A 19,568-nucleotide genomic window follows, 5' to 3' on the forward strand; every position below is an offset into this window, starting at 1 on the left:
ATTGTTTAAGCTAAGATAGAGCTTTCGGGGCAGGAGGTCTAAACTTATCTCGCAGTCAAATTTCCCTATTCCATAAATCATATTCCGGATACGATTACACGTAACCGTGTTTCTGTATCACCTTTGCGTACTCCTAACATCTTAAACTATCATCTATGCTTTGGACTCATGGTAAAAGGCTGGCTACAGCCCTTTTGCTCTCGCTTATTACGCTGTTCGCCTTTACAACGGCTTATGCCCAAAATGGCAAAGGTCACATTAAAGGCAGGATCACTACGCCTTCCGGCGACCCGGCTGCGTTTGTCACCATTGTATTGAAAGGCAGCAAGAAAGCGATCTTTACGGGTGAAGACGGCTGGTATAACATTCTTAATGTACCGGTTGGCAACTACGAAGTGGTGGTATCGCTGGTGGGCTACCGCACGGCTACGCAAAACGTGGTGGTGGAAAATGGCAAAACCAGTACGGCCAGCACACAGCTGGAACTTAGCAACCAGGAACTTCAGGAAGTGGTGGTGAATGGTAATAACAACCGTTTCGCTAAAAAGGAAAGCTTCACCATAGGCCGTTTGCCGATTAAAAATATGGAGAACCCGCAGGTGTACTCTATCGTAGACCAGCGCCTGATCAAAGACCAGGTGATTACAGATGTGGCAGAAGCCATGCGTAATGCGCCCGGTGCCCTTATCCAGAAAGCGGGTGGTGGTTCTTCAGGTGCTATTATCCGGGGTTTCTCTACGTTCGCGAATGTGCGTAATGGTTTAAATACAGGTTCTATAGGTCCTGCCGATCCTATCAATATCGAAAGGATAGAGATTATTAAAGGTCCTTCTGCCACGCTGTTCGGTAGTCTGAAACCTTCTTACGGCGGCGTGCTTAATTACGTTACTAAAAAACCAACGGAGCAGTTTAAAGCGGAAGTAGGTTACACCGGCGGTAGCTGGGAGCTGAGCCGCATTGCTGCCGATGTGAATGCACCGGTGAACGATGAGAAGACCATCCTCGCACGTGTCACCGCATCTTTCCAAAGTGAAAACTCGTTCCAGGACCGCGGTTATGCGAGAAGTTACAGCTTTGCACCCAGCATCGTTTACAAGGTGAGCGATCGTTTAACGTTCAGTTTCGAATATGAAAGAGTAGCTCAGAACTGGGGCGCGCAGCCGCTTTACTGGCAAATGCAGGCCCGCGCCACCGCTAAAAGCTTTGATGAAGTATCGCTGAATTACAACCGTAACCTGTTGGGTAATGGCGTTTACAACGAAAATACCATCAACAGCGTGTTCGCACATGCCGATTACAAGATTTCCAATAGCTGGACGTCCTCTACCAACTTCGCATCTTCTGAAGGTTATTATGGCCGGTTCACTTACTGGACTTATATCTGGATGACGAACGACTCGCTGATCCGCCAGCCTAATATGTTTACGCCTGATAAATTCGGTAACGTACAGCTGCAGCAGAACTTCATCGGTACGTTTAATATTGCCGGCCTTAAAAACAGGATGGTTGTGGGCCTGGATTACTCCCGCGACTACTCCCGCCTGAACCGTACGCCATATGGTGTATACAACTACGATACCATCAATGTAACCGGCACGGTGCCCAGTATCGACAACCGCGCACTCGACGCCTGGGCGGCCCGACTGCCATGGACGGCCACTAAAAGCATCCGTAATGTATACGCCGCTTACGTGTCGGACGTGTTGAATATTACCGACCAGTTAATGGTAATGCTCAGCCTTCGTGTAGATAAAAACGAAACACAGGGTTCTTATAATGCTAATACGGGCAAAACTTCCGGTGCTTACGACCAGACTACCTTCTCGCCTAAACTGGGTATCGTTTACCAGCCGGTAAAAGATGTGGTGTCTGTTTTCGGTAACTATATGAATGGTTTCCAGAACCTGCCGCCTGCTATTCAAACTGCCGGCGGTTTACCCGAAGCGCTGAAACCTCAGCGCGCTAACCAACTGGAAGGTGGTGTGAAGCTCGACCTGTTTGGTGGTAAAGTAAGCGGTACTTTCAGCTACTACGATATCAAAGTGGAGAACTCTACTTTCGTGGTGGCCGGTGTTACCAAACAGGAAGGTGAGCAAACCAGCAAAGGTTTTGAAGCCGAACTGCTGGCCAGCCCGGTAGATGGTTTGAGCATCGTGGGCGGCTATGCTTACAATGAAAACAAGTTCACCAAAGGTGCAGTTGCACAAATAGGTAAATACGCTGCCTGGGCACCTAAGAATATGGCCAACCTCTGGATCAGCTATCGCCTGCCTGCTGGCAATGCCAAAGGATTTGGCGTAGGTGTAGGCGGTAACTATATCGAAGATTCCTGGTTCGATGCGGCTAATACCTTTAAGCTGCCAGGTTACACGCTTGTCAATGCTGCTGTATTTTACGATAAACCTAAATTCAGCCTCAACTTAAAACTGAACAACCTGCTGAACGAGCATTACTGGAATACGAACACTGTTCCGCAAAAGCCGTTTAACGTAGCTGCGGGCGTTACGCTAAAATTCTGATTTCTTAGTACCATAAACCATAAAGAAGTGCCGGAGCGATCCGGCCTTTTTTATTCTGCCTTCAGGCTTTTCACCGGGTTGGCCATCGCTGCTTTTACCGACTGGAAACTAATAGTAAGCAGCGCAATAAATATCGCCACAATCCCGGCAGCAATAAACACCCACCAGTTAATGCCGATGCGGTACGCGTACCCTGATAACCACTGGCTCATGGCGTACCAGGCAATAGGGAAGGCGATAATGGCCGCTGCCAGTACAAGTTGTAAAAAGTCTTTGCTAAGCAGTGAGGTGATATTAGCAGTGCTGGCGCCCAGTACTTTCCGCACGCCGATCTCTTTCACCCTTCTTTCTGCCATATAAGCTGCCAGTCCAAATATGCCCAGGCATGAAATGATGATGGCCAGCAGCGCGAACAGGCTTGCCAGTTTGCTGATCAGCATTTCGTTTACAAACAATTCGTTAAACAGCTCGTCTACAAAACGGTATGAAAAGGGGTAACCTGGCGTGGCTTTCTCCATCAGTGGCGCAATTCCTGCCATGGCTTCTTTGACATCGGCGTCTGGTTTTAACCTGATTATCATCTTTTCCGCATCGCCCGGCTGGCAACGGAATAATACCGGGTCGCCCTTGCCGTACATATCGCCGTATACAAAGTCTTTTATCACACCCACTACCTTTAACTGGTCGTCGCCATCGGTAATAATCTTGCCTAAAGCACTGCCTTTGCCCAGCAGTGTGGCCAGCGAGGAGGATATGATGATATTGTTACTGTCTGCTTTGCTGTTTTCGTAAAAGTCGCGACCCTCAGTGATGGTCATGCCCCAGGCGTCGAAGAAGCCTTGGGTGATACTCCGGTAGGAAATAAGGATGTCTGCATCGGCGTCTTTCCCTTTCCAGCTATACCCCGAAGTATTATTGCCGGTGTAAAGTATTTCAGTGCTGCTGAGGGCTACGTTTTGTACATAACCGGAATTGAGCAACTGTTGTTTAACCACGTCGTAATGATCTACAAGATTACCTTTTACATCGGCCTGTAGCAGGTTTTCTTTGTTGTAACCAAGGTCACGGCCGGTTACATGTTTTATTTGCTGGTAAATGATGATAGTGGAGATGATGAGTACGATGGACGTGGTGAATTGGAATATCACCAGTCCTTTACGGATAAAGCCGGCGTTGCTGGTTTTTATCTTTAATCCTTTCAGTACGTTGATGGGGCTAAAGGACGATAGATACAGCGATGGATAACTGCCTGCCACCAGTCCGCATACGAGTGTAATACCAAGCAGGGAAAACAGGTGGATGGGCTTTAACAGGTCAAGAGTGAGTTTCTTTTCTACCAGTGCATTGAAAGCCGGTAACAATAATGCCATCAACAATAAACCGGTAATGACCGCCAATATGGTCATACAAAACGATTCGCCTATGAATTGCAGGGTTAGTGTGCCTTTGCCTGCTCCCATTACTTTACGCACGCCTACTTCACGGGCTCTTTTTTCGCTGCGTGCAGTAGCCAGGTTCATGAAGTTTATACAGGCAATCAGTAACACGATCCAGGCGATGATGCCGAACATGCGAACGTAGGTAATGCTGCCCCCTGTTTGTTTACCATCTTCAAAATTAGCGCGCAAACGCCAGTCGTTGGCGGCAAACAGGAAGGGTTTCGCAGTGGCGCCCGCATCTTTGCCGGAAATGAAGCCGTGTAGCTGCTGGTTAACCCTGTCTGCACTGGAGGTATTTGAAAGGGTAACGTAGGTGTTTACTGCATTAGCGCCCCAGATGGTCAGGTAAAACTTATCTTTCGCATGTACTTCAAAAGGAATGATCCAGTCGGGATGGAAGGTGGAGTTAACCGGAAAATCTTTGATCACACCGGTTACCTGGAAATTGTCGCCATGTTCAAGCTGCAGGGTTTTACCGGCTGCGTTGGCCACACTGCCAAAAAAGCGGTTGGCCATCTTTTCGGTGATCACTACGGAATTCAGCTGTTTAAAAGCATTGTCTGCCTGCCCGTTTAAGAACTCCATGCCAAACATTTTAAGGATGGACGCATCGGCATAACAACCGGCTTCATAGATGTTTTTTTCACCTGCACTAAACAATTGGAAGTTGCGGCTAACCCGTCCGCTTTCTTCTATGCCGGGTATCTCTTCTTTGATAGCTGCCGCCAGTTTGCCGGGACTGGAATGAAACGCGCGTGTTTTACCCTGGTAAGTTTGATTAGTGAGTATTTTGTAAAGATTTTCTTTATTGGGGATGTGGTTGTCGTAATTCACTTCGTCTTCGAGCCACAGGAATATAAACCCTGCACACACAATCCCGATCGCGAGGCCAGCGATGTTCAAAGAACTATAGGTTTTGTTTTTCCAGAGATGCCTGAAGGTTGTACGGATGAGGTTGATGATCATAACAAAACAATTGTACGGCAGTTTTTCCAAATATGGTGCCTTATGATAATTGTTTGATATACTGTATGTTACGGGTGTTCGGGTTGTTCAGTTTTAATACAGCCGGTGTCCGGATATGAACAGGTCTAAGAAAAGCGCAGTTTATCCCACAAACGATTGGACACCACTTTTTCTATCACCTGCTCGCGGTAGTTGCGGCTCATAGGCACGCGGTGGGTACCTATACATATCTCGTTGCCTTCAATGCTGTCTATCTTCCCAATGGCTGCTATAAATGATTTGTGTACACGTATAAACGCCTGCCCGTCCAGGTTTTGCTCCAGGTGTTTTAAGTAGAGTAAAGTGATGTATTTGCCTTTCGTGGTATGAATGGTAATATAGTTTTGCATGCCTTCCACGTACAGGATATCCGCGAAATAGATCTTCTCATATTTACTGCCGCACTTAATGAAAAAATGGTCTGTTTTCTCCGGTGAGGAAGCGGCTGAACGTAACTGGAAATAGTCTTTCGCTTTGGCGGCCGATTTCAGGAAACGGTCGAAGGTAATAGGTTTCAGCAGGTAATCAAGCACATTTAACTGGAAGCCTTCCAGGGCGTAAGCGGGAAAGGCGGTGGTGATAATTACCATCGGCGGATTGGGCGTAATACGCAGGAAGTCGATGCCGCTCATTTTGGGCATTTGTATATCGAGGAACAGCAGGTCGGCCTTTTGTGTATCCATCAGTTGCATCAGCGATACGGGGTCTTCGCAGGTGCCTGCCAGTTGCAGGAAGCCTGTTTCCTTTACATAGTTGGCCATGCCTTCGCGGGCCAGCGGTTCATCGTCTACTATAATACAGTTAAGCATGTTGCAAATAGTTTAGGGTATCGGCAGGAACAGGCTGGGCATCTTCCACTGGTGTTAATTCCAGGCATAATCTTACTTTATAAAGCTGCTCATCCTGTTCTATGTCCAGCTGGTAATTTCCGGGGTACACTAGGTCGAGGCGGCGCTGCACGTTTTGCAGCCCTATACCGCCATAGTGAACCACGTCGCCTGAGTAGTCGGCCGAAATGGTGTTGGTGACAATAAAGGTAAGTGTAAGGCCATCTACATGAATATTGATATCGATGTAATTGTTGGTATCGCTGCTTTTGGAAACATGTTTAAATGCATTTTCCACAAAGGTCATTAAGATGAAGGGCGCTACTGCCAGGCCATCGGCGGGAACATTGATGTTCGATACCACGCGTACATGTTCGTTCTGCCTCAGTTTTTCCAGCTCTACAAAGTTCGCCAGGTAAGCAATTTCTTTTTCCAGTGCGATTTGTTTGTCGTTGCATTCGTACAACTGGTAACGCAGCATATCCGAAAATTTGGCCAGGGAATCAGAGGCCATATGGGGGTTTTTGTGGATCAGGAAAAATATAGAATTGATGGTGTTAAACAGGAAGTGTGGATTGGACTGGTAGCGAAGGAACTTAAGCTCTGTTTCCAGTTTCTCTTTTTCCAGCAACTGTTGCCTGCGTTGTGTTTGCCACCACTTTTTGCCCAGCTTAATACTCATGGCCAGCGTCATAATAGCAATGGTGGAGGGAAAGGGGGAGGAGAAAAACAGGTGTACAGGATTACTGTTGTTCGCCCCAAATGCCTCGCCCATAGTTTGCCCGTTAAGCATGGCGGTAAGGTAATAACCAGGTATAATAGCAATGCTGGCAATAACAATGGTAACGGCCAGTAAAGCGAAGTAAGTCCTGAATTTGCCCGTATCCAGGAAGCGCGGCATCAGGTAATACAGGTTAAAGGAAGCGGCCAGTCCCTGCATCACCATATAGAACAGGAACTTCATGCTGAAGCAGGTGGTGAAAATGGCCGTGGCCGCAGCGATGGGGTCACCGAAACTCACCGTCCACCATACAAAATTGTACAGGAACCAAAAGGGGATGTGGTGTAGTTTATACCTGAGTGCCCAGTTACCGGATGTTTTCATGTGAAAAAGCTTAAGGCGCTTCCTGAAGTTACATAAAATCGGGACTAAGCGGTAGCGCTGGTATATGAAACGCCGGGAATAATTGACAAGCAGCAGATTGTACCGGAAATCGCTGCTTTCATCCCCCGTTATGGGTAAAAACGGCTTTTCAGCAATTATTCCCGCCCTGTTGTCACATCTGTTTTTATGCATGGGCTTCTACCAGTTCTTTTGTAGTAAAGTATCCGCCATGAAACTTTTTATGCTTTCCTTCTGCCTTCTTTTTTTGCAGCAAATCCATGCCCAGGTAACCGGCCGGTTGGTAACGGTTGCCGGGCAGGGCTTGCCCGATGCTAATGTGCTGCTGTACAAAGCAGTTGATTCTACCCTCGTAAAGGCTGCCGTTACAGACCGCGACGGGAGGTTTTCGATCATTGCCCCGCCAGGCCGCTACCTGCTGCAATGTGGCAGTATAGGTTATCTCACCTGGCATTCTGCCGTGTTTGATTTTACAGATAGTAAAGAGATGGGCCGCCTGCTGATGGATGAACGCCCCCGGCAGTTAGGAGGCATTGAGATCATATCGGAGCAACCACTGTTCCGGCAACAACCGGGAGGACTCACGGTAAATGTGCAGAACAGTGTTTTAACGAAGGGGAGTTCGGTGCTGGAGGTGCTGGAACGCCTGCCTGGCGTGGTGGTTGATCAACACAATAGTGGAATCACCCTTAATACCCGCCCGGGGGTAATGGTGATGATCAACGGCAAACTACAGCGTATGCAGTTCGCGCAACTGCTGGCCTATTTAAATGGCTTACGGGGCGATGATGTGGAAAAGATCGAATTGCTGGACACGCCGCCCGCAAAGTACGACGCAGAGGGCAGCGGAGGCCTGATCAACATTGTACTCAAACGAAATAAAAGACCTGGAATTAACGGAAACACAAGTATCTCCGCCGGCTACGGAACAGGAGAAAAAGCGTCGCTCAATGCGGCGCTTTCTTATAACCGGCAAATGGCAGATCTCTATGGCAGTTACAGTTACGCCCGCAACCGCAGCTACAACCGGTACGATGTTACGGGGTTTCACGATATCCCCATTATGGCGCCGCATACGGCTTTTATTTTCCAGACTACACATAAACCGCTTCAACAGGACCATAACGCTACGCTGGGCATCGATCTTCGCCCTTCTGCAAAGTTCAGCACCGGCGGCAGTATGCAGTTTTCGGCCAACAGGTCGATAGGTACTACTGCCAGCCATGGCGATTATGTGTTGCCGCCCGATTCGATATTAACGGTGACCACTGCGGTGCAAACCTCCAGCCGCTGGCGTAACGTGGCGCTGGCTGCTTATGCGGACAGGCAATTGTTACACGGCGGCCAGCTTGGCTTCTCGGCTGATTATTTGTATTACCGCAACCGCAATCCCTCGGCCATGCAAAACGCTTATCTAAATGAGTATGGTCAGCCGGCCCTTTTGGCGAACGACAGCTTTTATGCGCCGCAACACCGCAGTCAGGTGAATACGCGTATACAGATTGGGGTATTGGCCTTACAATACACGCAACCAATTACCCAACATCTTAAAATAGAAACGGGTATTAAGGGCACGTTCAGCGGCAGCCACAGCCGCTCGGGCATCAATAGCCTGGTAAATGGCGAATGGAGGAAGAGGGCGGTAACCAGCGAGTACCACATGCGTGAAGGGATAGGCGCTGCTTATGCAACGGGCACTATCGTCATCAACCCAAAAAATAACCTGGTAATCGGCGGCCGGTACGAATATGTACATGGCGATGTTACCAGCCCCGGTGCGAAACAGCCGGTGTTAAAACGACGACAGGGGCTGTTTTTTCCGAATTTGTCTTATAGTTACAAAGCCAGTGAAACGGCAGACTGGCAGGCGTCTTACTCAAAACGTATCAGTCGCCCGAGCTATAACGACCTGGCTTCTTATGTGTCTTATAATGATCCGGTTTCGGTGTTTACGGGTAACCCGCAACTACGGCCTGCGATCAATCATCAGTTGAGGGTCGGGTTTAATACGCGTGGTTATGCTTTCAGCATCAACGCCAGTCATATCAGCGATGCCATCGTGTACTCGCAGATCGGCTATGGCCCGGATAAAACGCTGGCGTACTTTTCACCGCGAAACCTGGACTACCAGCAGCAGTTGGGTTTGCAGGCTAACCTGCCGTTTAACCCTTTAGCATGGTGGAGTATGACGTATAACCTGGCGGCCAATATCAATCGGCTCAGCGTGCCTTATACGGAGGTGCCGGTGAAAAAGACGTACCCCTTTGCCAGCATCAGCTTTACAGAAACCTTTCGCCTGCCGTACGGATTCACGACTGAACTTTCCGGCCGCTACGCCAGTAAACACTACTACGGCAGCATTGAGGTACGCGGCCTTTCTATACTGAGCCTCGGTGTGAAGAAGGACTTGTGGAAAGGTACCTTTAACCTGGTGGTTACCGACGTACTGCGGATAAACCGTAACAACAGCCTGTTCGGCAAATTAACCCGGGAAGCTTTCGGGCTGGATACGGATGTACTGATTTATCCGGAACATACGGTGGCTACAGTGGCCAAACTGACCTATAGCCGCAATTTTGGTACGGGCGAAAGGGCCCGGAAGGAGGGGGCCGGCGACGAACGCAGCCGGGTACGCAGGGATTAACAGCATGGCAGCAATTTTGATGTACATATCCCAAAAGGAGTTATGGGAAAGATTAATTTAACCTGGCAGGCTTCACTGGATGGCGTTGTGACCGACCTCGAAAAATGGATGAACATGCCGGACGAGATCGTGGCTGATTCACTGGCCTACTATGATGGCCTGGATGCGATCATTATTGGAGGAAACACCTACGCCGGACTGGCGGAGTACTGGCAGCATGCCGAAACCAGTTCGCCCAGCGAACTGGAACGCCGCTTTGCGAAAAAGATCAATGATATGAAGAAGTACGTGATTTCCAGCGAGCCGAAAGAGTTGGTCTGGCGCAATTCTGAACAGATATTGTTCGAGGACGAACACGCGCTGCGCAGTAAGATGGAACAGTTGAAACGGCAGTTCCCGAATGATATTTCGGTGGAAAGTGGCCTGGGCAGCTGGCAAAAGTTCATAACACAAAACCAGTACGACCGTATCCATATTTGTGTACACCCGGTAATAGCGGGATCGGGCAAAAAGGTGTTCGAAGGCGTAATGCCCGAAACGCTGGAAGTGATCAGTACGAAAGAATATCCCAACGGCGTAATAAGCACCTGGTACGAAAAGAAATAGTTTTATAATGGCTTATAGTTCAATAGTATTACCCCACTCTTAAACTGCCTGCTACTCACCAGTTGCAGGTCAAGCTGCTTCGTAAGCCCCTGGAATAACGTACTGCCGCCCCCGATAGCCACCGGGTCGAGCATGAACTGGTATTCGTCGATGAGACGGTGTTCGCTGAAAAGGGTGAGGATACTGCCGCTCCCAAGTATCGTCATGTTTTTATCCTGTTTTAATGTTTTCACTTTTGATATTATGTCGCCGCCCATAACGGTGGTGTTTTGCCAGTCGGCGCTGGTCATGGTGTTGGAAAACACGATCTTGTCGGACTCGTTCATCGATCTGGCCAGTGCGGGTGTGCTTTGGAGGGCCTGTGGAGTGGGCCACCACGAGGCCATATGCCCGTAAGTAATGCGCCCGAACAGCAGGGTGTTATTTGATTGCGCGCTCTCGCTCGCAAATTCTCCTTCCTCGCTACCGTGTTTATGCCAGCCAATGTCGCCCTTTTGTACACCTTCGAAAAAACCGTTGAGGGTAATAAATGTAAATGATGTGATTAGTCCCATGGATCTGAGTTTTACTGCAATTTACCGCCGAACAACAGTAATTACCGGGGGCTAAAGCGACAATAAAGGGGTGAAACGGGCTTCTTCCATAGGAGATGTTAATGTTTATGGAAATTGGAGAGGGGCGCATCTAAGCCTCACACAATTTTGTATCTTTCAAAGGCAGATGTTGACCTGGTGGAATGATAATGTGCCAATCTTCCTTTTAAACTTATCTCCATAATATATTAAAACACACTTCACCATGAAAAGAATTCTGTTTGCCATGCTTATGCTCTGTAGTGGCGCCCTGTTTGCCCAGGAAAAAGGCATGAAGTTCGCCCACGCATCCGGCTGGGAAGAGATCAAGGCGAAAGCTAAGGCCGAGAACAAGTATATCTTCCTGGACGCCTTTACCACCTGGTGCGGCCCCTGTAAAATGATGAGCGCTGAAATATTCCCACTGCAGGCTGTAGGTGATTTCTATAACGCCAACTACATCAACGTAAAAGTGCAGATGGATGAAACCAAAGAGGATAATGAGGAGGTGAAGAAATGGTACGAAGATGCCAAAATGATTGCCAAAGATTACGGTATCCAGGCTTATCCCACGTACCTGTTTTTCAGCCCCGATGGCGAAATAGTACACAGGGCGGTAGGTTCATCTCCGGAGGCTGAATTTATAGCCAAAGGGAAAGCGGCACTCGACCCTTCAGAACAGTATTATACCCTGAAAAAGAAGTTCCAGTCCGGCGATCGTGATGCCAACCTGCTGTACAAACTGGCTAAAGGATCGGTGGCCAGCTACGACCGCGACTTTTCACCGGCAGTAGTAAAGGCGTATATGGCTACGCAGAACGACCTGTTCACCAAGCCTAACCTGGAGTTATTGGCGCAGACTACGAGTAGTCCTTCGGACCCGGGTTTTGAAATATTCCGCAGGCAGGGCGCTAAGGCCGACAGCATCCTGGGTTACAAAGCAAGCAGCCAGATCGTAAAACAGGTGGCTGGCAGAGTACTTCCACTTGCCATGTACCCCAAAGGGGACAGAACGGCGGCGCCTGATTGGGCTAATGCCGAGCATGCCATGAAAACACAATTCCCTGATCTGGCCGATGAACTGCTGCTCTCGTCAAGAATGTATTATTACATGCAAAAGAAAGAGTGGCCTGCCTTCCGCGAAGCCGCTACTAAATATATCAGTACTTATCGGGTAGCTGTTAACGATATGCAGCTCAACAACTTTGCCTGGGCCATTTTCGAAGAATGCGACGATGCCGCCTGCCTCCAGCAAGCCCTCGCCTGGTCAAAGGAGTCGATGAAATCGGCTAAAACCGCTATGTTCATGGACACCTACGCCAACCTGCTGTACAAAACAGGCAAAAAAAAGGAAGCCATCAAAGCCCAGGAAGAAGCGGTGGTACTGAGTAAAAACGATGCCGGCACGATAGCGACCCTCGAAAAAATGAAGAAAGGCGAGCAGACCTGGTAAAAGCCCGGTTGTTTCTAACTGCTTAGAAACCTGCTCGTTATACAATAAACCGGTGAAAACCGGCAGTTTTCAGGGCGGCCATTATGTGGTATCGCCCTGCCCATAGGGTTCCCGGCTTTTCAAGGATGGAAAAAAAATGCCTGAAAAGCCGGAAATGCCCTATTTTTGTTTTAGTAAAGTAATTGAGTTCATAGCAATTCGTCACAAGGGCTGGTTTAATAAAACGTTAATCCCTCTTTATAATCTGCTTTTTCTCAGTATTTTTATCCCGATTGAATACAATGTCAAAGAAATAAAACCGATATTTCCCAGGCCAACCAATCAGCTGTTTTAACACTTAAAAATTTTGACGAATGAATATTTATGTTGAAAACCTAGACTTTAGCGTAGATACTGTAGATCTCACTATGCACTTCGCGCAGTTTGGCCTTGTTACTGAGGTGAAACTCGTTACCGATAAATTTTCCGGCAGAAGCAAAGGCTTTGCTTTTATTGAAATGCCTAACGACGACGAAGCTCAGAAAGCTATCGAGGAGTCGCAGGGTATCGACATGAACGGCAAAAGCATGGTTATTAGCGAGGCTAAGCCCCAGGCTCCAAGACGTCCTGATAGCCGCGGTGGCGGAGGATTTAATCGCGGCGGCGGTGGTGGCTTCAATCGCGGTGGCGGTGGCGGCGGCTTTAACCGCGGTGGCGGTGGCGGCGGCGGTTACAACCGTGGCGGCGACGGCGGCGGCGGTGGTGGTTACAACCGTTGGTAAACTTACAATGTTCACAGGCTGCACGGCCGGTGTGCTCATATAACTGAAGCGGGTGTTCTTTTGGAACGCCCGTTTTTTTTATGACAGTAGGGAAGGTAGAATGCTCTTCCGTGGGGTACAGATGCCCCGTATCGTTTCCTGGTTTACCTGCGGGATTATGACCCGCCGGGCCAGCAGCCCGCAAACAAAAACGAACGCACCATACAGCGCGTTCGTCCTTATCAACAGAGTAGTTACTTACAATTCTTTCCCCGTTTTAACGGCCGTTTTATCTGCCGCCTGCTTCGGTTTAATGGCCGAATATTCATTCGCGATCTTTTCCCAGTCGGAGCCGAAAGGTATTTCTAGCATCGTGCCGGCAGGACTTATTAATACTTTACTCGGATACCCTTTTACCGCATACGCGCCTTCCACTTTCCTGTCCGACATGGCGGCCGGGAACTGGTAGTTGTTTTTGGTGAGGAAGGTGGTTACAGCCTGGTCGTTATCATGACAGGCGATAGACAGGAACGCCCTGTCCGGACTGTCTTTAATGCTCATTGCATACTTGTTGATCTGCGGCAGCTCGCGGCGGCAGGGATCACACCAGGTGCCCCAAAAATCGAGCAGCAGCCATTTGCCTTTATAGTCGGCCAGTTTAAAGGAGCCGTTGCCGTTAGGGCCGGCCAGCGCAAAGTCGGGCACGGCTTTCCACGATTTTACGACTACATCGTTGAAAAAGTCTGCGAAATTACGGTCGGGAAAGTTTTGCGCAAAGGCCTGCTGCATATCCTGCAACATCGATGGGTCGGAGGTGAGTTGCTGTGAAAGTATTTTCATCGCTTCTACCGAATTACCCTGCTTCATCAGTGCCTGCGCAAAATCGGCGCGGTAGCTTTCCTTTGAATCCAGCATCACACGGTCGTAAAAGCTGCCGTGTTCCTTTTCTGCAATGGATTTAGGCGAATAATAGGCGGCTTTGGCGAGGTATTTTACGGCAGTGCCAGAATCGGCAGCGGCTTCGCTTTTCAGTTTATAAGCGTAAGCCAGTATGTTCTGATCACCAAAACGTTTCATGTCCGCAGTATCGGCTACACGCTTCTCCATGGCGGCAACGTGTTTATCGAGCAGGCTGGCAGCGGCTTTACTGTCAACATTCGCTTTCAGGTCTTTGTATACCAGCAACGCGTAACGATGGGAGTTTCCTTGTTTTTTACCGGCTATCTTTTCCAGTTCGCTTACTATTTTCAACACGCTGTCTTTATTGCCTGCGTGCAACTTCGCCTCGTTCCACAGGTAAAGCGGGTATACTTCGTTACGTACCGCAGTATCCTTACTTTTCGCCATCATGGCCACCAGCTTTTGCGCTGTTCTTGGCGATTGCATGCCTTTGTCAATAATACGTTTAATATCTGCATCGCTTAGCCCGCGTTCTTTTAATATTTTACGCATGTCGGTAGTGTCGGGCATGGAACGGAACGATTGTGCGAAGGTATGCTGCACCCAGGAGGATAACTGGTCGGGGTATTTAGCCAGGTAGGTAAGCGTTTTATAGGAGGCTTCCGCATCAGTATCCTTCGTTTCCTGCAATTTGTTAAATAGTATGATCGGCGAATTGGCGATGGCTTCATCCGGAATGGTGACGATCAGTGCATTGTAACGTTTGTACCTTGCGTTAAGGTCGGTGATGTTAGAACTCTGTATGATAGCCGCTTTGCTGATTTTGTAGAAGTTGTGTTCCGCGAACATGGGATCGTACTTTGCGAAGTAAGTTTCCATTTTGGCAGAGTCGTACTGGTAGCCGTCCATCAGTTGGTAACTGTAGCGCGAACCTATTACAGCTGCGGCTTTCAGGTCTTCGCTTAATACAGGGAAACGGGGTTCATCTATACGTGTAATCCGCGAAGATATGTTTTGTGTTTTTCCGTCTGCTTCAAAGCTTTGCTGCTGCACTGCGGTCAACACCATACCGTCTGTATTGTTAATCCTGATCGTGTTTTTGAACCCCAGCTGTTTGTCTTTAGGCAACGTTCTTACCAGCAGTGTGCTGTTTTTCTCCTTCGTTACCACCGTGTAGTTACTGCTGTCTTTACTCAGGAAGTTAGCTGGCAAAGCCGCAAGGGTAGAAGGTAAGCTTGGAAATAGCGACTGGAAGTTAGCACTGTAGTAGTACGCCGCATTTCCCTGGAATATTTTGTCGTATTGTTCGCCGAGCGACCAGTTCGTAACGGCCTCTTTAAAAAGCCCGCTTACACCTGGCTGTCCTGCTGTTACAGGGTTATGGAGGTAATAGGTAAACGGTTTGTTCAGCAGCGCCAGCATTTCTATATCCTGGCTGCTCACTCCATCCAGCAGGGTATCGCTGGTACTAAACAGCTGGTAAGGCGAAGTGCATGTTCGCTGCAGCAGTGTACACGTAAGCTCCAGCAGTGTATCGTTCACCGCCTTTACTTTCAGCTTCCAGGTATCGCTGCTTTTCATGCCGCCGCTCTGGCTGTTTTCCGACTCAATACGGTAATAACCTTCGCTGCCGGCTTTGGCCACGAATTGCTGTGCTTTTGAGGCCAAAGATCCTGAAAGCAGCAGCGCAGTAAGTAGTAATTTGTTATACATAGTTGGCGTTGGATTAACTACTGGTAAGGTATGGCTATTTTCGATATTATAAAATAGGGTGGTACCAGCTTCATCACCAGTTTCAGCCGCCGTTGTGTCACTCCCTTGAACGTCCGGATCTTTACTAAGCAAGGGTTTACCGGCTTTTTCGCTGACGGTGGGTGCTGCTTTTCCGGCCAATTGTTTGGGATGGCTCACAGGGGCAAATGTGACGAAATCATCTTCGCAAGTTTCCATGTAGCCGGTAAATACTTCTTCGGTGGTTACATTGCCCGGGTAGTCGGCAACATATACCATCACACGTACGCCTTTACCGTCGGCGGTGGTGATATAGTCAAATACTTCGTAAGCTTTATCGCCGCCACGACTCACCGCATGGCCGGTTTCCAGCAGTTGGTTGCGACTGTCGTAAATGGCTACGGTCACATTTTTGATACGAAAGTCATCTTTAGCAAGAATGACGATCTTTCCGCCCGGCAGGCCTGTATAAAACTGGGTGCCCACTTTTTGTATGACAGGTGGGTTGTAGTAGTCGGCCACGGCCATGTTACGGGCATGCACCAGCTTCTCCGCCCGGTCGGCCGCCTGTTTATAAGCAGCATACAACGCCGGGTCGGCCAGGGCCGTACCGGCATAATCGTTAGCCAGTTTAAACCTGTTATTGGTGGCTATTTGTGCCTCCTTTACAGGGGCGCCACGTTCGCAGGGCCGTTTGGTCACAATCGTTCTTTCTTTCCGCTGGCGAACGGCATTATCGCCTATCACGCCGCTGCAGCCGCTTAGTATGGCGTTAAATCTCTTTAATATCATTGGATATGGTTTTTACAAATTTCGGTAACGTGCAGCCGCTTCAGTGATCTCTAACAGCGCAAAATCTGATCCTTAACTACACCTTTTTTATATGACAAAGGTGCCGATCCGGGACGAGCAAAAATGTCGTTATGGGTAGAAAAAATGTCGTTTTGGGTAGAATTTTGAGCGGGCAGGAACGCAGGGACGAACAGGGGGGCGAAAGAGGGGAAGAAGAGGGGTGAAAGCCGTCTGGGTCGGTTCATCGTCGGTTCATGGCAGGTTCATCGCCAGTTCCTGACATAAAAAAAGGGCCTCCCGGCCCTCTGTAATTATTTATATCCCGTCATGACACCCTGGTGCGGGTCCCACACCTTCAGGCGGAAACAGTCGCGGATGTCGCGCAGGCGCAATGAGGTGCGTTTGGCGGCCTGTAGTTCAGGTATGCCTTCCATGGCCTCGGGGAGGCGGTAAAAAGGTATACGTGCATTCAGGTGGTGAATATGATGGAAACCAATGTTGCCGGTAAACCAGGCCATCACCGGATTCATCTCCATAAAGCTCGACGAATGCATGGCGGCTTTGTCGTACGCCCAGCTTCCATTGTCATTAAAGGTGACGCCCGGGAAGTTATGCTGTGCATAAAACAGGTAAGCACCCATGGAACAGGCAATAAAGAACGGGATGAACAGGAACAGGAGCCAGCTTGTCCATCCAAGAAATATAATAATGGCCACACTGGCCGCTACATGTAATATAAGGGCGATCAACGCATCAAAGTGTTTGCGCGGGCTGCTGGTAAAGGAGTTTACGCACATCCCTATAATAAAGATGAACAGGTAGCCGAACAGGATGGTGAGCGGGTGCCTGGTAAACAGGTACAGGCGGCGCTCGCCTGCGGGCATTACATCAAACTTCTGTTTGGTCACGATCGGGTAAGAGCCAATGCTGGCGCTGAATAACTTTGAATTGTTCTGATGGTGATAGTCGTGCGATCGCTTCCAGATGCTGGAGGGCGCAAGTATATATATACCGAAAACGGTCATAATAGCGTTCGCAACAGGCGATTTATGCAGTATCGTATGGTGTTGATGGTCGTGGTAAATAACGAACATACGCACAAGCAGCAGGCCCGACAGGATACTCGCAGCAATACGTAAAGTAAGATAGGGCGCCAGCAAAGTAGCGGTTAACGATGCGACTAACAACAGGAGGGTGGAGATGGTGTGGAACCAGCTCTTTCCCCGATCTTCGTGCGCATAAGCCTTGGTGGCTAAAATAAGTTCTTTGCCTTGAAGCATTTTTTCTGAACGTTGGTGGTTTTTAAATATGGGTAATAGAATTATCTCTTATGTTTCCAGCGGCGGTGCGTCCACAACCACGTGGCGGGCTGATGTATAATATCGGCCTCCAGCCTTACCGTGTGTATCCGCGTAATTTCTCCGTCCGCCATTGCTTTCGGATCATCTATCAACACTTCGGCGCTTACACTATAATAACCCCTTTTCAATTTATGTACCGATACGTATACCACGGGATAGCCCATCTTCTTCGCAATTCTCTCTGTCCCGGTAAATACCGGTGTGTCCTGGTTTAAAAAGTCGACCCACTGTGCATTGTCGCGGCGCGGACTCTGGTCGGCAATAAAAGCGGTGGCGTTTGTCTCACTCCTGAACTTCACCATATCCCGGAACGTGTCCTGCATCGCAATCAGTTTAGTACCAAAATGCGTGCGCATCTTATACATCAGTCCGTCGAAGTACTTATTTCGCAACGGATGATAAATAACGTATAACTGTTGCGGGCACATCAGGCTGAAAGTATTACCTGCCCATTCCCAGTTGCCTTTATGGCCCATTACCAGCACTACACTTTTGCCCTCTGCCTCCAGTTTCCTGAACAGTGCCACTGTTTCAGGTGTAAAGCTACAATGTTTTAACATGGAAGCTTTGCTGATGGTGAGGGTTTTAAACGTTTCAAGGAACAGGTCGCAAAAGTAGCTGTAAAACTCGTTACAGATCTGCTGAATTTCCTTTTCATTTTTCTGTGGGAAGGAATTACGCAGGTTCTGTAAAACAATCTTCTTCCTGTAGCCAACTACGCGGTACAATATAAAACAGCAGAAGTCGGAAAACAGGTACAAGAGCGGAAATGGCAACAAAGATAGCAGGTAGATAACCGGCAGGCAAATGTAATAAATCACGGCAGTCAATAGCAATCAGTTGTAAAGTTCAGCATATAGTTACAAATATATATATAATATGCGGTAAAATAGGCTATTTTAATCAAATGGAGCATCAATCCGATATTACCAACCGGGCCATAATCTTCTGTTAAATAATCCCTTGTAAAAAAATTAGCTTATTTGGGGAAAAATGGAGTATCTTTAGCGGGTACATTTGAGATCATCAGCAACTCGTTATCGGGACAGACTTTTCCTTCCAGTAAATTCCTTTCTCTCTTTCTTTCTGCTTTTTACCTCAAATAATATTAATTCAAAATTTTTCGAAATGAACATTTACGTAGCAAACTTGGCCTTCAGCGTGGATTCCCAGGCGCTTAGGCAACACTTTTCACAGTATGGTGAAATCACATCGGCAAACGTTATAACGGATAAATTCACAGGGCAGAGCAGAGGTTTTGCGTTCTTGGAAATGCCTAACGATGCAGAAGCACAAAAAGCTATCGATGAGCTGAATGGCTCTATGCTTGGCAACAGGAGCATTGTTGTTAACGAGGCGAAACCTAAAAAGGAACGTTTCGACAACAACAACAACCGCGGCGGCCGCTGGTAAGGTATATACAAGGGGCCTTATGGCCCCTTTTTTTTTCATTTAAATCTACCGCACATGACCATCAGGGATATTAACGCATTACTTTGCAGCAGGAGTTACTATGATATTACAGGCGACAAAAAGTTCAGGTTCGACGGTAATTCTATGTACATCGACCGTAAAGCCGGCATGGCGTACAGCCTGCACGAAGCCGACGGCCGTTTTTACCTCGATACCGATCCTTCTTTGGTAGCCGACGAGGAGTCGCTGCGTATAGAGGTGGGTAATTCAGAAGGCCCCGCTCTTCTTTTTTATGGCAGCCAAAGCGGCCGCGAAGTTTTAGTACTCGAATAGTTCTCCCCCCTGTCCCCGTTCCCCAAACATTACGACAGCTTATTACTGATTGATTTTCCCCCACTGTCCCTTTTTACTTATTTTTAGCCTGTGATCTATTAATAACTGTA

At 48.4% G+C, this 19,568-nt stretch carries 14 protein-coding genes; 7 read left to right on the forward strand and 7 right to left on the reverse strand.

Translation table 11 applies throughout. The features are described 5' to 3' along the window. The first annotated feature begins 155 nt into the window (after positions 1 to 155). On the forward strand, positions 156 to 2,519 hold the full coding sequence (locus tag QZT80_RS13985; RefSeq protein WP_295122866.1) for a TonB-dependent receptor: 2,364 nt from the start codon (positions 156 to 158) through the stop codon (positions 2,517 to 2,519). A 50-nt stretch (positions 2,520 to 2,569) separates the two neighbouring features. On the opposite strand, the gene QZT80_RS13990 is transcribed toward QZT80_RS13985, so the two are convergent. From QZT80_RS13990 to QZT80_RS14000, 3 genes are all read right to left on the reverse strand, one after another. Continuing rightward, complete coding sequence (locus tag QZT80_RS13990; protein ID WP_295122869.1) at positions 2,570 to 4,924, reverse strand: ABC transporter permease; 2,355 nt, start codon at positions 4,922 to 4,924, stop codon at positions 2,570 to 2,572. Positions 4,925 to 5,049: 125 nt separating this feature from the next. Then, complete coding sequence (locus QZT80_RS13995; protein WP_295122871.1) at positions 5,050 to 5,772, reverse strand: LytTR family DNA-binding domain-containing protein; 723 nt, start codon at positions 5,770 to 5,772, stop codon at positions 5,050 to 5,052. After that, a complete protein-coding gene (locus QZT80_RS14000) occupies positions 5,765 to 6,895 on the reverse strand; it encodes a sensor histidine kinase (protein WP_295122874.1) in 1,131 nt (376 codons plus the stop codon). Before QZT80_RS14000 ends, QZT80_RS13995 begins: the two co-directional genes overlap by 8 nt. Positions 6,896 to 7,124: 229 nt before the next feature. Here QZT80_RS14000 and QZT80_RS14005 point away from each other — a divergent pair, with 229 nt between their 5' ends. Next, the gene (locus tag QZT80_RS14005) at positions 7,125 to 9,557 is read left to right on the forward strand and encodes an outer membrane beta-barrel family protein (RefSeq protein WP_295122877.1); all 2,433 of its coding nucleotides are present in this window, start codon (positions 7,125 to 7,127) and stop codon (positions 9,555 to 9,557) included. Between the two features lie 42 nt (positions 9,558 to 9,599). Beyond that, positions 9,600 to 10,163 (forward strand): dihydrofolate reductase family protein, encoded by a 564-nt coding sequence (locus QZT80_RS14010; protein ID WP_295122880.1) that lies wholly within the window; start codon positions 9,600 to 9,602, stop codon positions 10,161 to 10,163. Positions 10,164 to 10,165: 2 nt separating this feature from the next. On the opposite strand, the gene QZT80_RS14015 is transcribed toward QZT80_RS14010, so the two are convergent. After that, positions 10,166 to 10,717, reverse strand: coding sequence for a dihydrofolate reductase family protein (locus QZT80_RS14015; RefSeq protein ID WP_295122883.1), 552 nt, complete (start codon positions 10,715 to 10,717; stop codon positions 10,166 to 10,168). Positions 10,718 to 10,961: 244 nt separating this feature from the next. Between QZT80_RS14015 and QZT80_RS14020 the strand changes: the two genes are divergently transcribed. Further along, positions 10,962 to 12,188, forward strand: coding sequence for a thioredoxin fold domain-containing protein (locus QZT80_RS14020; protein ID WP_295122886.1), 1,227 nt, complete (start codon positions 10,962 to 10,964; stop codon positions 12,186 to 12,188). Between the two features lie 353 nt (positions 12,189 to 12,541). Continuing rightward, a complete protein-coding gene (locus tag QZT80_RS14025) occupies positions 12,542 to 12,949 on the forward strand; it encodes an RNA-binding protein (protein ID WP_295122889.1) in 408 nt (135 codons plus the stop codon). 237 nt (positions 12,950 to 13,186) lie between these two features. Here the strand turns inward: QZT80_RS14025 and QZT80_RS14030 are convergent, their stop codons facing one another. The 3 genes from QZT80_RS14030 to QZT80_RS14040 all read right to left on the reverse strand — a co-directional run bounded on the left by QZT80_RS14030 (position 13,187) and on the right by QZT80_RS14040 (position 18,533). Further along, positions 13,187 to 16,351, reverse strand: coding sequence for a TlpA disulfide reductase family protein (locus QZT80_RS14030; protein WP_295122892.1), 3,165 nt, complete (start codon positions 16,349 to 16,351; stop codon positions 13,187 to 13,189). 311 nt (positions 16,352 to 16,662) lie between these two features. Continuing rightward, on the reverse strand, positions 16,663 to 17,631 hold the full coding sequence (locus tag QZT80_RS14035) for a fatty acid desaturase (RefSeq protein WP_295122895.1): 969 nt from the start codon (positions 17,629 to 17,631) through the stop codon (positions 16,663 to 16,665). 41 nt (positions 17,632 to 17,672) lie between these two features. Further along, positions 17,673 to 18,533 (reverse strand): lysophospholipid acyltransferase family protein, encoded by an 861-nt coding sequence (locus QZT80_RS14040; protein WP_295122955.1) that lies wholly within the window; start codon positions 18,531 to 18,533, stop codon positions 17,673 to 17,675. Positions 18,534 to 18,840: 307 nt separating this feature from the next. Between QZT80_RS14040 and QZT80_RS14045 the strand changes: the two genes are divergently transcribed. Next, the gene (locus QZT80_RS14045; RefSeq protein ID WP_295122899.1) at positions 18,841 to 19,125 is read left to right on the forward strand and encodes an RNA-binding protein; all 285 of its coding nucleotides are present in this window, start codon (positions 18,841 to 18,843) and stop codon (positions 19,123 to 19,125) included. A gap of 54 nt (positions 19,126 to 19,179) precedes the next feature. Beyond that, on the forward strand, positions 19,180 to 19,458 hold the full coding sequence (locus tag QZT80_RS14050) for a hypothetical protein (RefSeq protein ID WP_295122901.1): 279 nt from the start codon (positions 19,180 to 19,182) through the stop codon (positions 19,456 to 19,458). The last annotated feature ends 110 nt before the right edge of the window (positions 19,459 to 19,568 follow it).

Origin of the sequence: uncultured Chitinophaga sp. (genome assembly GCF_902168175.1) — a bacterium.
Taxonomy (GTDB): domain Bacteria; phylum Bacteroidota; class Bacteroidia; order Chitinophagales; family Chitinophagaceae; genus Chitinophaga.